14 protein-coding genes are annotated in these 14,421 nt (G+C 61.1%); 3 read left to right on the top strand and 11 right to left on the bottom strand.

Annotated features, from left to right (window positions below):
* Positions 1 to 142: 142 nt before the first annotated feature.
* The 3 genes from PSH91_RS11290 to PSH91_RS11280 all read left to right on the top strand — a co-directional run bounded on the left by PSH91_RS11290 (position 143) and on the right by PSH91_RS11280 (position 1,066).
* Positions 143 to 379: a hypothetical protein gene (locus PSH91_RS11290; protein WP_107321656.1), complete on the top strand. Its 237-nt coding sequence runs from the start codon at positions 143 to 145 to the stop codon at positions 377 to 379.
* A gap of 132 nt (positions 380 to 511) precedes the next feature.
* Positions 512 to 742 carry a hypothetical protein gene (locus tag PSH91_RS11285; RefSeq protein ID WP_047230209.1) on the top strand — a complete coding sequence of 77 codons (231 nt, stop codon included), beginning with the start codon at positions 512 to 514 and terminating at the stop codon, positions 740 to 742.
* Between the two features lie 87 nt (positions 743 to 829).
* A complete protein-coding gene (locus PSH91_RS11280) occupies positions 830 to 1,066 on the top strand; it encodes a DUF2789 family protein (RefSeq protein ID WP_107321655.1) in 237 nt (78 codons plus the stop codon).
* Positions 1,067 to 1,153: 87 nt separating this feature from the next.
* Here PSH91_RS11280 and PSH91_RS11275 read toward each other — a convergent pair whose 3' ends face one another.
* From PSH91_RS11275 to PSH91_RS11225, 11 genes are all read right to left on the bottom strand, one after another.
* Entirely contained in the window at positions 1,154 to 2,377 is a 1,224-nt protein-coding gene (locus PSH91_RS11275) for a methyl-accepting chemotaxis protein (RefSeq protein ID WP_370695191.1), read from the bottom strand.
* A gap of 561 nt (positions 2,378 to 2,938) precedes the next feature.
* Positions 2,939 to 3,343 (bottom strand): TraR/DksA C4-type zinc finger protein, encoded by a 405-nt coding sequence (locus PSH91_RS11270; protein WP_003202859.1) that lies wholly within the window; start codon positions 3,341 to 3,343, stop codon positions 2,939 to 2,941.
* A 326-nt stretch (positions 3,344 to 3,669) separates the two neighbouring features.
* On the bottom strand, positions 3,670 to 4,692 hold the full coding sequence (locus PSH91_RS11265; protein ID WP_047230207.1) for an ABC transporter permease: 1,023 nt from the start codon (positions 4,690 to 4,692) through the stop codon (positions 3,670 to 3,672).
* Between the two features lie 43 nt (positions 4,693 to 4,735).
* On the bottom strand, positions 4,736 to 6,289 hold the full coding sequence (locus PSH91_RS11260; RefSeq protein ID WP_047230206.1) for a sugar ABC transporter ATP-binding protein: 1,554 nt from the start codon (positions 6,287 to 6,289) through the stop codon (positions 4,736 to 4,738).
* A 73-nt stretch (positions 6,290 to 6,362) separates the two neighbouring features.
* Entirely contained in the window at positions 6,363 to 7,289 is a 927-nt protein-coding gene (locus tag PSH91_RS11255) for a sugar ABC transporter substrate-binding protein (RefSeq protein WP_305468211.1), read from the bottom strand.
* A gap of 53 nt (positions 7,290 to 7,342) precedes the next feature.
* A complete protein-coding gene (locus tag PSH91_RS11250; RefSeq protein WP_171061383.1) occupies positions 7,343 to 7,495 on the bottom strand; it encodes a hypothetical protein in 153 nt (50 codons plus the stop codon).
* Positions 7,496 to 7,637: 142 nt separating this feature from the next.
* A complete protein-coding gene (locus PSH91_RS11245; protein ID WP_305468210.1) occupies positions 7,638 to 8,690 on the bottom strand; it encodes a Gfo/Idh/MocA family oxidoreductase in 1,053 nt (350 codons plus the stop codon).
* 219 nt (positions 8,691 to 8,909) lie between these two features.
* The gene (locus tag PSH91_RS11240; RefSeq protein ID WP_305468209.1) at positions 8,910 to 9,920 is read right to left on the bottom strand and encodes a Gfo/Idh/MocA family protein; all 1,011 of its coding nucleotides are present in this window, start codon (positions 9,918 to 9,920) and stop codon (positions 8,910 to 8,912) included.
* Positions 9,921 to 9,949: 29 nt separating this feature from the next.
* A complete protein-coding gene (gene iolD, locus PSH91_RS11235; RefSeq protein ID WP_305468208.1) occupies positions 9,950 to 11,881 on the bottom strand; it encodes a 3D-(3,5/4)-trihydroxycyclohexane-1,2-dione acylhydrolase (decyclizing) in 1,932 nt (643 codons plus the stop codon).
* 166 nt (positions 11,882 to 12,047) lie between these two features.
* Positions 12,048 to 12,869, bottom strand: coding sequence for a TIM barrel protein (locus PSH91_RS11230; RefSeq protein WP_305468206.1), 822 nt, complete (start codon positions 12,867 to 12,869; stop codon positions 12,048 to 12,050).
* Positions 12,870 to 12,899: 30 nt separating this feature from the next.
* A complete protein-coding gene (locus PSH91_RS11225; RefSeq protein WP_305468204.1) occupies positions 12,900 to 14,402 on the bottom strand; it encodes a CoA-acylating methylmalonate-semialdehyde dehydrogenase in 1,503 nt (500 codons plus the stop codon).
* Positions 14,403 to 14,421: the final 19 nt, after the last annotated feature.

Below are 14,421 nucleotides of genomic sequence, written 5' to 3'. Positions count from 1 at the left end.
TTTCTGACATCGAGGGCAAAAAAAATTGCTTTAGATAGGCACAGCCATCCACACGGTGCTGCCGATTCTAGAGCAGCCGCAGGCGTGGAGACTACTCAAAACACTCGGTAATTCGTCGGTAAACCATAGAAAAGGAATTCACATGGCCACTTTCACAACCCTGACCCAACCCCTCACCCCTTGCATCGCTGACAAGCCTGACGGGTTTGACCAAGCCCATTACCTGCCGGTTTCTTTGTTTCAACCGCGTTATCGGGTGGTTCTGGCCGGTAAGTGCTTTTTCCATATTGAAGAAACCTCGACTGGCCGTGTAAGAGGTTTCCGTACCGATCATAACGAGGCCTGTTACCTGGCCAGGCGTCTGGAACGAAGCGTTTGACCTGAGATACCACACGCCCATCACTTAACTCAGCCGCGACAGGCAACTGCTGCCATACTGCCTGCCCAGCGAAGACCGTCCCCCATTGACGATCGCGCACCCATACTATGACTTGTGAAGGAAAGGCGCGACGTGACGGAATTTGATATTGGCGAGTTTTTCATCCGGGGTGAGGCCAGAGAGGTCGAAGGCGAATTTCAGGCTGTCATCGTGATGCGCGCCAAGCCCCCCTTGACCACCACCCGTTACCATCAGGTGGAAAAGGATCGCTGGTTCAAAACCCCCGAACTCGCCGCCGAGGCTGCGCGGGCAGCGGCAAAAGCCCTGAAACTCGCAGTGGATGAAGGCGCGTTGAAAGCCTGAACCCGATCGAACTCCTGACGGGCGTTTGCCTCAGATAAAGGGAAGCAACCGAGGCGCCATGACGGCGCCCACCCAAAGGAGAACCCCATGGAACAGCCCTCGCACGAACTGAGTACCTTGTTCGATCAACTCGGCCTGCCTTCGGATGACAAAGCCATTGATGACTTCATCATGGCCTATCCGCTGGAGCCGGAGATCAAACTGGTGGAGGCCGACTTCTGGTCGGAGCAACAGAAAGATCTACTGCGCGAATGGCTGCTCGCTGACGGCGAGGAGGCAGTGCTGGTGGATCAATTGAATGTCCGCTTGCACGACGGTAAATAACCCTCAACCCTTTAACCCCTGTGACAAGGGAGCTTGCTTCCGCTCGGCTGCGCAGCAGCCGTGCCCAGCCCCCCAGCGCGGGCCAGCCTAGCGCGGCTTCTCGGGCTTATAACCCAGCCGCAAACCACCCCAATGACGCCCCTTGAGCATGATCGGCACTGAAAGGTCATGCATCAGCTCACCCGTATCTCGGGTGTAGGTCTGCAACAGCACGGGCTGCTGGTGGCTACCGCAACGAATCCCGGTGCGGTCGGAGAACTTGCGTTTAGTGCGATTGTTCACCGTGTCCACTTGCGGATCGCCGGTCAGGGGTTGGCTGAAGACCTTGTTGTGGGTCGGTACATAACCTTCCTGAGTACAAGCAATGGCGAATACCAGGCCTTCGTGCCGGGCGAGCAAAGGTTCCTGGATAGCTGGCAGGACCTGATCGGTGTAGCGGTCGAAACGGGTCTGGAACTTGGCGGGCTGGGTATTGGGGATGGGCTGGTAGCTGCGGTCGAACAGGTCCTCCAGGCTGACACGACCCTGGTCAATGTCTGCCTCGAACTGGGCCGCGATCTGGCTCGCCCCTTCGCGCGCCAGGTCGTAGACCCGTTGGTGATAATCGTCCAGGCCAACCTCGGCCAGGCGTTCGCTGATGGTTTCGGCCTGGCCCTCCATTTGCACTGCCGCTTGGGCCAGGCGCTGGGTCTGCTGGTCGCTGATGGACAGGTCACTGCGCATCTGTTCGATGGCGTGAAACAGGCTGTCGAGTTGTTCGCGATTGGTGTCAGTGCCTTGGGCGATGGCGCTGACCTGGGTTTCAACGCCGGCCGCCAGCCGGGCTATGTTTTCCAGGTGCTGACCGGTGTGCTCGACCTGCTGCACGCCACTGTCCAGGTCGCTGGCCAGTTGCCGGATCTGCTCCACCACCTGGGCGGTGCGCTGCTGGATATCCGCAACCATGACCCCGACCTCGCCGGTGGCCGCGGCCGTACGCCCGGCCAGTCCACGGACCTCGTCCGCCACCACCGCGAAGCCGCGACCGTGCTCACCGGCCCGTGCAGCTTCGATGGCCGCGTTGAGCGCCAGGAGGTTGGTCTGGCTGGCGATCGACTGAATCACCAGGCTGACCCGCTGGATTTCATCGCTGCGCACGCTCAGCGCCTCGATCAACTCGCGGCTGTCGTTCGCGCGCTGGCTGAGCTGATGCATCCGGCTGATGGACTCCACCAGTTCGCTACGCCCGGCAACGCTACTGCGATGGGCCTCACTGGCGGCACTCAGGGCCTGCTGGCTGAGTTGCGAGGTGGCCTGTTCAGTGGTGATCATCGATTCGGCATTACCGACGATCTGCGCCGCCGCGTCGAGCTGCGACTGGACCTTGCCAGCCAGTTGCTTGACCGAATAGGCGACGCCGGCCGCCGACAACGCGTTATGGCTGGTGGTGTAGGACAGATCACGGGTCAGCTCGGCCAGCTTGTCCGCGGCTACCGGCTCAGGCGCGGCGGCCAGGCGCGATCGCAGGCGCGGCAGCCAGACGATGAGCATCGCCAGGGGCAGGCCCAGATACAACGACCAGCCGCCCAACGTCATGCCGCACAGCAGCAATGTCAGCGCCAGACTCTGCAAGGTCGGCGTCAACCAGCGCGCCATGCTGTTGGTTACAGGCACCTGCACCTGCGCCGCATTCGCCACGGAACCGTCTGTCGCCATGTTGATCACCCACATTTCTCGTTGTTATACCTGCATTAAACGCCACTACGGAGCCATTATCCATGGTCCATTAGTCGCGTTCTTGCGGGGGGTCAACGGAAGTAGACGAACAGGCGCAGAAAAAAATAAAAGATCGCAGCTTCCCGAAGAAAGCTGCGATCTTTTCTGAAACGCGGATCAGGCCTGACGCTGGTGCTTGTCGATCTGCTCGTGACGTTCCTGCGCTTCGATGCAGTACTTGGTGGTCGGGCTGATCAGCAGGCGCTTGAGGCCGATCGGCTCGCCGCTGTCATCACACCAGCCGAAGCTGTCGTCGTTGATACGGTCCAGGGCCTGCTCCAGCTGAGGCAGCATGCGCTGGTCGCGATCGATGGCGTTGACCAACCAGGTCCGCTCTTCTTCTACGGAAGCAGCGTCCGCCGGGTCAGCCGGGGTATCCAGGCTCTCAATGGCGATTCGGTTCTGTTCGATGCGCTCGTGGGTTTCCACTTTCATGTTCTGCAACAGCTTGGTGAAGAAAGCCAGCTGCTCGGCATTCATGTAGTCATCCGCCGGCATGGCCAGCAACTTTTCCTTTGTCATTGATTTCTCTATAAAAAAACGTGCATTAAGGCGAATTATGAAGCGTCCCGCAGCGCGCTGCCACGCTCATCGGGAAGGCGCCGTCTATTCCAAGCGCCACCCGGCACTCAATTTACGAGGGGCGGCAGTCTAAGGCCGAGTCGAAGCCTCAGCAACTGAAAACATAGGGAAAATGTCCGACAACCCTTCTAAATGTTCTCTGACAAGCTTTTGGCAGTCATCGGAGTGCGTTTATAACAAGAAATTCGATTCAATAGCTGTATCAAGAAGACAAATGGCAACGCCACGCGGGTCAGGCGTGGCGCTTTGTCGCAGCGTAAGGACCTTCAGCGTTTGAGTTTGCGCTTATTGCGGTACTGGTCGATGACCACCGCCACCACAATGATCAAGCCCTTGATGATGTCCTGAATGTAGGCATCCACGCCGACGAACGTGAAGCCACTGGCCATGACCCCGAGGATCAGCGCGCCGATCACCGTTCCGGTGATGCGCCCCACCCCACCGGCCAGGCTAGTGCCGCCGATCACGGCCGCAGCAATCGCGTCCAGCTCATAGGACATGCCCATGCCGGCCTGCCCGGTGGCGGCCCGCGCCGAGGCCACCACCCCGGCCAGCCCCGCCAGCAGCCCGGCGATGCTGTAGACGATCACCAGATGGCGTTTGACGTTGATGCCCGAGGTGCGTGCCGCCTGCATGTTGCCGCCGATGGCGTAGGTGTACTTGCCGTACTTGGTGTAGCGCAGGGCAATATGGAAGATCACCGCCACCACCAGGAAAATGATCACCGGCATGGCGCCATGGCCGATGGCGGTATAGGAATCGGACAACATGCTCACCGGCTGGCCTTCGGTGTAGTAACGCGCCAGACCGCGGGCCGAGACCATCATGCCGAGGGTGGCGATAAAGGGCGGGATACCCGTGATGGCGATGATGCTGCCGTTGATCGCTCCGGCCAACAGCCCAACGCCCAACCCCGCCACCACCGGTATCCACACCGGTAAGTCAGTCAGGGAGGGAAACACCGCCCGGGTGAAATCCGAGGTTTGGGCCAGGCTGGCGGCGATCATGGCTGACAACGCCAGCACCGAGCCGGACGACAGGTCGATACCGGTGGTGATGATCACCTGGGTCACACCGATGGCCAGCAGACCGATGATCGACACTTGCAGGATCATCAGCACCAGGCGCTGGGAGTTCATCAGGAAACTCTGGTCGCGCATGATCCAGCCAAACACTTCGAACACCAGGCCGATGCCGATCAGCACCAGGAAGATACTCAGTTCCGTCGGCAGCCGCCGACGCGTCCTGGCCGGTGCGGCCGCGGGTTTGTTTTCCAGTATCGCGTTCATAGCATTCACCTTTTTCTCTGTGGCGAGCTTGCGCCCTCAATTATCAGGACAGGCCAGAAGCCAACTGCATTACCCGCTCCTGGGTCGCCTCGCTACGGTCCAGCGTGCCCATCAGGTCACCTTCATGCATCACCATCACCCGGTCGCTCATGCCCAGTACTTCCGGCAGCTCCGAAGAAATCATGATCACCGCCATGCCTTCGCTGGCGAGGTAGGAAATGAGCCGGTAGATCTCGGCCTTGGCGCCAACGTCGATGCCACGGGTCGGCTCGTCGAGGATCAGGATGCGTGGGTTGGTCATCAGCCATCGGGCCAGCAGGGCCTTCTGTTGGTTGCCGCCGGACAAGGTGTCGATGCACTGTTCCAGGGACGGGGTCTTGACCCGCAACTTCTTGCACATGTCTTCGCACAACGCGCGCAAGGCTTTCTGCTGGATGAAGCCGTTGCCGACGTAATGGGGCAACACGGCCATTTCCATGTTTTCCAGCACCGACAGGCACGGGAACAGGCCACTGAGCTTGCGATCCTCGGTCAACAGCGCGAACCCCTTCTCGATGGCCATGTGCGGGTCGCTGATGCGCACCGGTTGCCCGTCGAGCAGGATCTCGCCGCCTGTGCTGGGCGTCACGCCGAAGATCGCCTCGGCCACGTTGGTCCGGCCCGAGCCCATCAGCCCGGCAATGCCCAGGATTTCTCCGGCATGCAAGTCGAAGGACACATTCTTGAAAATGCCCTCCAGGCTCAAATCACGCACCGACAGCACCAGATCGCCGATGGGTTTGTCCCGTTCCGGGAACAACTGGCTCAGTTCGCGCCCGACCATCATTGATATCAGGCTGTCGCCGTCCATGCTGTCGGCCCGTTGCAGGCCGATGTAGGCGCCGTCGCGAAACACCGCCACTTCATCGGCGATGGCGAACACTTCGTTCATTTTATGGGTGATGTAGATGATGCCCTTACCCTGAGACTTGAGGTCGGCGATGATCGAAAACAGATGGGCGACCTCCGTCTCGGTGATGGCCGAGGTCGGCTCATCCATGATCAGAATGTCAGAGTCGTAGGACACCGCCTTGGCGATCTCGACCATCTGCCGCTCGGCAATGCTCAGGTTGCCCACCTGCTCTTCAGGATCGAGGTTGATACGCAGGCGCTCCAGCAACTTGGCGGTGCAGCGGTGCATTTCCCCGTGATCGACCATATGCAAGCCGTTGAGCTGCTCGCGGCCGATCCAGATGTTTTCAGCGATGCTCATGTGGGGCATCAGGTTCAGTTCCTGGTGGATCATCGCGATGCCGGCCTGCAGGGCTGCCAGAGGTGTGTCGAACTTCACCGGCTTGCCCCGCAGGCGCAGTTCACCGGCGTCCGGCTGGTAGATGCCGGCCACGATTTTCATCAGGGTGGATTTGCCCGCACCGTTCTCGCCCATCAAAGCCAGCACGGAACCGGGGCGCACCCGCAATTGCACATCCGACAGGGCCACCACGCCGGGAAAGCCTTTGCTGACGTTGACGACTTCCAGCAGATACGGTTCATCAGGCATTACGTCCGGCCGGAAAGTCATCGCCGGGGCGCTCGAAGCAGTCGCTGAAGCGAACATGATCAGGTACTCCCTCGGCAAGGTCAGTGGGCGACCTCGCCTGTTTATTGTTGTGGTAGCAGTACGTTAAACGTCACTTGAACTGATCGACGTTTTCCGGCGTGATCAGGCGATACGGCACCCATACGGCCTGCTCGACCGGCTGTTTCTTGACCATTTTCACCGCCGTGTCGATCGAACCGTCGGCCTGGCCCTTGGCGTCCTGGAATACCGAGACCGCCATCTCGCCTTTCTTCACGGCGTTCAGGCCGTCCGGCGTGCCGTCGACCCCGGCGATCAGTACGCTGCCTTTCTCCTTGCCGACACCCTTGAGTGCCATGGCCGCGCCGATGGCCATTTCGTCATTGTTGGAGACCACGGCATTGAACTCACGGCCCTGAGTCAGCCAGTCGTTCACCAGTGTCATGCCTTTATCCCGCGACCAGATACCGGTCTGCTCTTGTTCGATCTTGATGTCGGGGTACTTGGCCAGCACTTCCTTGACACCCTTGGTGCGGTTGGTGGTGGAGTTGTTCGCCAGGTCACCCAACAGAATCACGATGTTGCCCTTGCCCGCCATTTTGTCGGCCAGGTATTGCATTTGCATCCGGCCGGCTTCCAGATCGTCGGACGCCACGGTCACCACGCCTGCGGGCAGTTTCAGGTCGTCGGGACGCCGATTGACGTACACCAACGGGATCCCGGCGGCGACCGCGGCCTTGGTAATGCGCTGGGTGGCGGCAGTGTCCACCGGGTTGACGATGATTGCGTCGACCTTCTGGCTGATAAAGCTTTCCACCTGGCTCAGTTGCTTGACCACATCACTGCGTGCATCTTCGAACTGCAAGGTGACGCCATCCGGCAGGGACTTGGCTTTGCTGTCCATCGACTCACGCAGGTACGTCAGCCAGGTGTCATCGAACTGGGACATGCTGACGCCGATCTTCAGGTCCGCCAGGGCGACGCCGCTGGTGAGCATCAACGACAGGGCCAGCGAGGCGATACGGGTCTTGGTCTTCATGAACGGTCTTTCTCCACTTTTTTGTTGGTTTTATGGATAAGGCGTGATGGATCTCAGGAACGGGGCAAACGCACGATGGGCGCACCGGGCATGCAACACACCACGGTGCCGTTGCGCTGAATGCACAGGGATTCGAACAGGGGAAGGATTGCGCACAGGCGCAGCGAGCTTGGCAGGTGAAACGCAGAACGGCTGAAGGTTTTCATCGACGGTACCTGGCTGTGTTTCTTGTTTTTGTTTTGTCCGTCATTTGCTCAAGGCTGACTTGGCAAAAGACGAACAGGGGTGTCGGTAACCTGGAATCGACTTTATTGGAAAATATTTTCCATATCAACTAATTTTAGAATTTTATTCGTTTTTTATTCCATGGCCGACAGACGTGGCCAAAACCACCACTTCGCCCTGCTCGGCGCTCAGCCTTGCAGCGTCGAGGATGCGGGTGGTGGCCAGGGCATCACGGGCCTCCACCGGCAAAGGACCAACGCCTTGCAACGCGGTTTGCAGACGCTGGTAGAACGTCATCCAGCAGCCGCGCTCCGATGCCACACGCTCGCGCTCGCTGCCTTGCTCGAACCAGCCCCAGCGCCGATGCTCTTCGCTCCCCCAGCGCTCACCCTCGGTCGCCGGGCTCAACCCGGCCAGCGCCTGGGCCTCCTGGCCGTCCAGGCCCTCGACGGTGTAGCAGCCTCCGGTGCCGCTGACCCGAAAGCGCGGGCGCGGTGCGTTTTGCAGGCAACTGCCGCTCAGGTGGGAAAGCACGCCGCTGGCATGGGTCAGGGAGATAAAAAAACCGTTGTCGAACACCTGCCCGGGTTGCCGGTAATCCAGCTCGGCGTAAACCCTGGTCACCGGGCCGAACAGTTGCAGCGCCTGGTCCACCAGATGGCTACCCAGGTCCCGCAGAAACCCGCCGCCGCTGCCTTTGCCGACCGATGTTGGCGAATAACGCTCGACGCTGGACTCAAAGCGAATGACCTGCCCCAGCGCACCGGACTCCAGCAGTTTGCGCAAAGTCAGGTAGTCCGAATCCCAGCGGCGGTTCTGATACACGGTCAGCGGCACGTTGCGCTGCTCGGCGGCCAGCACCATCGCCTCGGCCTGTGCGGCATCAAGGGCGAAAGGTTTGTCGCTGACCACTGCAATACCCAGTTCAATGGCCTGCATGACCACGGCCGGGCGACCGTCCAGCGGCGTGGACACCACCACCGCATCGACGCCTGCGGCCACCAACTGTTCGAGGGTATCGAAGGCTTGGGCGTGCGGGTGCTCGTTCGCCAGTTGCTGGCGCCGCTCAGCGGACCGCGTCACCACGCCGACAAACGTAGCCCCGGGCAGACTGCTGATCAGCGGTGCATGGAAAAACCGTCCGCCCTTGCCGTAGCCCACTAGTCCGATTCGCATGAAAGCTCCTGGTTAATCACTGAATGAATGCAACCCCTGTGGGAGCTGAGCTTGCTCGCGATGGCGGTGGATCAGCTTGCATTGATGCTGAGTGTGCCGCCGTCATCGCGAGCAAGCTCGGCTCCCACAGGCGCTCTTGGCTGCTCACAGATTCGGCGTCCGCCACCGAATCCTTGTGGGAGTACCTTCAGGTCAATCCGCTCCCACAGGAGATTGTGGTTAGCCGTAGAAACGCGGGCGTTCGGGCAGTTCGACCTTGACGATCTGCCCGCTCTGCTGCGCTTCAACACAGGCATCGGCCGCCACTGCCGCGGCGAACCCGTCCCAGGCCGACGGCCCGCCCACCTGTCCGGCGCGCACGCCGTCGATGAAAGCCTGCAATTCGACGTCGTAGGCCGCGATGAAACGATCCTTCCAATCCATCAGGATCGCATTGGACAGCTTGGCGCCACTGCGCAGTTGCACCTGGGACGGCTCCGGGAGTTTGGCGATGCCCGTCTCCCCCACCACTTCGCACTGGATGTCGTAGCCATATTGGCAATTGACGAAAACCTCCACATCGATGCGCGTGCCCTTGGCGGTTTCCAGTAACACGATCTGCGGATCGCGCAGGTGCGCCAGCGCCTTGCTGGTCTTGCGCGGGAATACCACCTGCACCGAAACGTAGTCATCGGCCAGCAGCCAGCGCAGCACATCCAGCTCATGGATCAGTGTGTCGGTGATCGCCATGTCGGTCTTGTAATTCTCCCCCACACTCGGATTGCGATGCGCGCAGTGCAGCATCAGCGGTTCGCCGATCTGACCGCTGTCGATCACCGCCTTGAGCGCTCGATAGCCTTCATCGTAAGGGCGCATGAAACCGACCTGAACCAGCCGCTTGCCATGGGCGACTTCGGCTTCGACGATCTTGCGACAGCCTTCGGCCGTGACCGCCAGGGGCTTTTCACAGAACACCGGTTTACCCGCCGCGATTGCCGCCAGCACGAACTCTTCGTGGCTCGGCCCCCAGGAAGTGACCAGGACCGCCTCCACGTCCGGCGCACTGATCAAGGCATGCCCGTCGGGATACACCTCGGCGGTCAGTTTCAAGTCGGCCAGCACCTTCGCCGCCTGGGCGAGGTTGATGTCGGTCACCGCCACCACCTGGCTGTTGAGCAAGGTCTGGCTGCAACGACGGATATGGTCCTGGCCGATGGCCCCGGTGCCGATGACGCCCAGCTTCAAAGACATGAAAAACTCCTTTCGTAGGGTTGGGGCTGTTAATACTGGCGAGCCTCGGCCAGTCGTTCATTGAGGGTTTGGGCGGCCGCATCGGTGCGCGCGCTGGTGGAGACTTGCGCCACGCCGACCCGCCACCAGGACAGGTAGCTGTGGATCATGGTCTTGGGCAAGACCTTGATATCGATGAGGGTCGAGACCGTTTGCAGCCGCGCATCGGCCAGGGCCGCGTGGAGTTCGTCGAGGGTCTTGACCTTGTAGGTCTTGCAGCCGTAGGCCGCCGCGCTCATGGCGAAGTCCACCGGCACGAAGCCGCCATCGAGCTTGCCGGTGTCCGGGTTGCGGAAGCGGAACTCGGTGCCGAAGCTGTCCATGCCGTTGCCCATCTGTAAATTGTTGATGCAACCGAACGTCATGTTGTCCAGCAGCACCACATTGATCTTGCGACGCTCCTGGATCGAGGTCGCCAGCTCCGAATGCAGCATCATGTAGGAGCCATCACCCACCAGGGCATAGACCTCTTTGTCGGGCTCGGCCAGCTTCACGCCCAGCGCCGCGTTTACCTCATAGCCCATGCACGAATAGCCGTATTCGACGTGATAGGTGTTGACCCCCTTGCTGCGCCAGCTGCGCTGCAAGTCGCCGGGCAGGCTGCCGGCGGCGGCAACGATGATCGCCTCATCGGCCAGGGTTTGGTTGAGGGTGCCCAGCACGCGGCTCTGGGTCAGGCAGGAACCGGTGAGTTCGATGAATTCACGAAACACCGCCGGGTCCAAGTGATCGTTGATCTCTGGGACGAAGTCCTGGGTCTGGAAGTCAGCCTGATAGATCCGGTCCACTTCGGCATCCAGTTGGGCTTTGGCATCAGTGATCTGCCCGCCCCATTCGGCACGATAGTCACCCATCGCGGCGGACAAAGCCTCCAGGCCTGAGCGCGCGTCGGCCAGCAGTTGCACACCGTCAAGCTTCAAGGCATCGCAAGGGCTGATGTTGAGGTTGAGAAACTGCACATCCGGATGCTGGAACAGCCATTTGGACCCGGTGGTGAAATCGCTGTAGCGGGTGCCGATACCAATGATCAGGTCCGCTTCCTTGGCCAGCAGGTTCGCCGCCAGGCAACCGGTCTCACCGACGCCTCCGACGTTCAGTGGATGACTGGACACCACCGCACTCTTGCCGGCCTGGGTCTCGGCAAAGGGGATTTCGAAGCGCTCGGCAAAAGCCTGCAACGCTGCGTTGGCCCCGGCGTATTTCACCCCGCCGCCGCAGATGATCAGCGGCTTGCGCTTGCCCTTGAGCAGCGCCTGGGCATCGCCGAGCATGGCTTCGGTGGCCGGGCGACGGTCGATGCGGTGAACGCGCTTTTGCAGAAAGTAATCGGGGTAATCGTAGGCTTCGGCCTGCACGTCCTGGGGCAACGCCAGGGTCACCGCGCCGGTTTCGGCCGGGTCGGTGAGCACGCGCATGGCGTGGATCGCGGCGCTCATCAGTTGCTCGGGGCGGTTGATGCGATCCCAGTATTTGCTCACGGCCTTGAACCCATCGTTGGTGCTGATGCTCAGGTCATGGAACTGTTCGATCTGCTGCAGCACCGGGTCCGGCTGGCGACTGGCGTAGACATCACCAGGCAACAGCAGCAACGGGATGCGATTGGCCGTCGCGGTGGCGGCGGCGGTCAGCATGTTCGCCGCGCCGGGGCCGACCGACGAAGTACAGGCGTAGATTTTGCGGCGCAGATGCTGCTTGGCGAAACCGATGGCAGCGTGGGCCATGCCCTGCTCGTTGCGCCCCTGATGGACCACCAGGTCACCGCTGTCCTGCTCCAGCGCCTGCCCCAGGCCCAGCACATTGCCGTGGCCAAAAATCGTAAAGACCCCGGCGACGAATTTGCTCTGGACGCCATCGACCTCGACGTACTGGTTATCGAGGAATTTCACCAGGGCCTGGGCCATGGTCAGTCGTGTTGTGGTCATGCTTGCACCTTGTCTGGAATGCAAATTTGGCGGCTGGCTCAGTCCACTGTGGGAGCGAGCTTGCTCGCGATAACAGTATTTCAGGCGACTTATCTGTTGAATGTGCTGCCGCCATCGCGAGCAAGCTCGCTCCCACAGGGGGGCTTCGTCATTCTTGAAAGTCGGGTCAGGCCTGGGAGCTTTGCAGGTGATTCATGCTCGCCCCCAACGCCTGGCGGATGTCGGCCAGTTCATGAATGCTCTGGGCAAAGGGTTCGAAGGACAGGTAGCCCTCGTAACCACCGGCCCGCAACGCCTCGATCTGCGCGGCATTGCCGAGAATGTCGGCCTCGCCCACCAGCACGCGGTGGCCGTCGCGGATGGTCGTCAAGGGTGCCTGGGCATCCTCGACACCGGAGATGTGCACCAGCCCGGTCAGCTCGGGGAAAAATTCCTGCTCACCGGCCAGGTGATGATGAAAGGTGTCATACACCAGACGGAACACATCCAGCCCGCCAATGGCCTTGATCGCTTCCACTGCCGTGCGCTTGCGTCGCAGCGAACACTCTTCAAACCCCAACGGCTCGATGAAACCGTAGATGCCGAAAGCCCGCAGGATCGGCGCCAGCTCACTGAGGGCCGTACGCAGCCCCGCGGCGCGTTCGGCCTCGCCGCGCGGGTCGTCGCGCTCGTTGAGCGGGCACATCACCAGCCCCTCGGCGCCGCATTCGCGAGCATAGTCGGCCAGCCGCACGGCTTGGGCACGGCGCTCCTCGTTCCATACGTCGAAGGGATACAACGCGTTGATCGACAACACCTTGATGCCCCGCTCCTCGCACAACTCACGCACCTGTGTCGGTGGCATGCCGTTTTCGATCTCGACGCCCTTCAGATCGTTGCGGATCTCGATGGCATCGGTTTTCAGCGCCAGCGCCAGGTCAATGAAATCGGGCAGTGACAGGCGCGGAGCAACCATTCGGTTCAAGGCAAAACGCAGGGGCTTGTTCATTGTTGTTATCCCTCCGGCATTCATAAACGGTTATTGGGCAGTCGGCATGCTGAACTCGGGGCCCTTGGCGATGCTGTCGGGCCAGCGCTGCATCACGCTTTTGTAGCGGCTGTAAAAGCGCAAACCTTCTTCACCGTAGGCATGGTGATCGCCAAACAGCGAGCGCTTCCAGCCGCCAAAGGAATGCCAGGCCATGGGCACCGGAATCGGCACGTTGATGCCCACCATACCGACCTTGATGCTGCGGGCAAACGCCCGGGCAATGCCGCCGTCACGGGTGAAGCAGGACACGCCGTTGCCGAACTCGTGAGCATTGATCAAGGCCACGGCGCTGGCGAAATCCGCCACGCGAACGATGCCCAGCACCGGGCCGAAGATCTCTTGCTGGTAGATGCTCATCTGGGCGTTGACCTGGTCGAACAGCGTCGCGCCGACAAAGAACCCCTGCTCGGCCCCCGGCACCTTGAAACCACGGCCGTCGACGATCAGGCGCGCGCCCTCGGCGACCCCGGCGTCGATGAAGCCTTCGACCTTGGCCTTGTGCTCGGCGGTCACCAGCGGCCCCATGTCGGTGCCGGGTTGCTGGCCGTTGCCGATCTTCAACTGATCGATGCGCGGCAACAGTTTGGCAATCAATTCATCGCCCACGTCCCCCACCGCCACGGCAATGGAAATCGCCATGCAGCGTTCACCGGCCGAGCCGTAGGCCGCGCCGATCAATGCGTCCGCCGCCTGGTCGAGGTCGGCGTCGGGCATGACGATCATGTGATTTTTCGCCCCGCCAAGCGCCTGCACGCGCTTGCCGTTCGCCGTGCCCTGCTGGTGGATGTACTCGGCAATCGGCGTGGAGCCGACGAAAGAAATCGCCTCGATGTGCGGGTGCTGCAACAGCGCATCTACCGCCACTTTGTCGCCCTGGACCACGTTGAACACACCGTCTGGCAACCCGGCCTCCGTCAACAGTCGGGCCATCAGCAAACTGGCGGACGGGTCACGCTCCGAAGGCTTGAGGATGAAACAGTTACCGGCGACCAGTGCCAGGGGAATCATCCACAGCGGCACCATCACCGGAAAATTGAACGGCGTGACTCCGGCACACACACCCAAGGGCTGGCGCAGGTTCCAGTTATCGATACCGCCGCCGATGTTGTCACTGAAATCGGTTTTGAGCAGGCTCGGCGCGCCGCAGGCGTACTCGACGATCTCGATGCCGCGGGTGACTTCGCCATGGGCGTCGGACAGCACCTTGCCGTGCTCGCGACTGATGATCTGCGCCAGTTCGTCGTGATGGCGGTCGAGCAATTCCTTGAACTTGAACATCACCCGCGAACGGCGCAATGACGATTGCTCGGACCAGCCCGGGAATGCCGCCAGCGCCGAGGTCACCGCGGCCTCGACGGTGCCCGGTTCGGCCAGCGCCACCCGGGCCTGTATCGCGCCGGTGGCCGGGTTGAAGACGTTGCTGAACCGCACCGTGTCGCTGTCCTGCACTCGACCGTTGATGTAATGGCCTACTACCGGGGCATCGCTCATTGTTCTTGTTCTCCGTGCA

The sequence above is a fragment of the Pseudomonas sp. FP1154 genome (genome assembly GCF_030687245.1).
Taxonomy (GTDB): domain Bacteria; phylum Pseudomonadota; class Gammaproteobacteria; order Pseudomonadales; family Pseudomonadaceae; genus Aquipseudomonas; species Aquipseudomonas rhizophila.
The sequence above is the reverse complement of the archived record's forward strand: the minus strand, read 5'-3'. Positions and strand labels throughout refer to the sequence as shown.

What these genes read in the sequence shown, in the direction of transcription:
- PSH91_RS11265 (WP_047230207.1), bottom strand. Translation starts at nt 4,692, where the DNA reads ATGAACGCGATACTGGAAAACAAACCCGCGGCCGCACCGGCCAGGACG.
- PSH91_RS11290 (WP_107321656.1), top strand. Translation starts at nt 143, where the DNA reads ATGGCCACTTTCACAACCCTGACCCAACCCCTCACCCCTTGCATCGCT.
- PSH91_RS11250 (WP_171061383.1), bottom strand. Translation starts at nt 7,495, where the DNA reads ATGAAAACCTTCAGCCGTTCTGCGTTTCACCTGCCAAGCTCGCTGCGC.
- PSH91_RS11275 (WP_370695191.1), bottom strand. Translation starts at nt 2,377, where the DNA reads ATGATCACCACTGAACAGGCCACCTCGCAACTCAGCCAGCAGGCCCTG.
- PSH91_RS11225 (WP_305468204.1), bottom strand. Translation starts at nt 14,402, where the DNA reads ATGAGCGATGCCCCGGTAGTAGGCCATTACATCAACGGTCGAGTGCAG.
- PSH91_RS11230 (WP_305468206.1), bottom strand. Translation starts at nt 12,869, where the DNA reads ATGAACAAGCCCCTGCGTTTTGCCTTGAACCGAATGGTTGCTCCGCGC.
- PSH91_RS11255 (WP_305468211.1), bottom strand. Translation starts at nt 7,289, where the DNA reads ATGAAGACCAAGACCCGTATCGCCTCGCTGGCCCTGTCGTTGATGCTC.
- PSH91_RS11245 (WP_305468210.1), bottom strand. Translation starts at nt 8,690, where the DNA reads ATGCGAATCGGACTAGTGGGCTACGGCAAGGGCGGACGGTTTTTCCAT.
- PSH91_RS11240 (WP_305468209.1), bottom strand. Translation starts at nt 9,920, where the DNA reads ATGTCTTTGAAGCTGGGCGTCATCGGCACCGGGGCCATCGGCCAGGAC.
- iolD (WP_305468208.1), bottom strand. Translation starts at nt 11,881, where the DNA reads ATGACCACAACACGACTGACCATGGCCCAGGCCCTGGTGAAATTCCTC.
- PSH91_RS11270 (WP_003202859.1), bottom strand. Translation starts at nt 3,343, where the DNA reads ATGACAAAGGAAAAGTTGCTGGCCATGCCGGCGGATGACTACATGAAT.
- PSH91_RS11260 (WP_047230206.1), bottom strand. Translation starts at nt 6,289, where the DNA reads ATGTTCGCTTCAGCGACTGCTTCGAGCGCCCCGGCGATGACTTTCCGG.
- PSH91_RS11280 (WP_107321655.1), top strand. Translation starts at nt 830, where the DNA reads ATGGAACAGCCCTCGCACGAACTGAGTACCTTGTTCGATCAACTCGGC.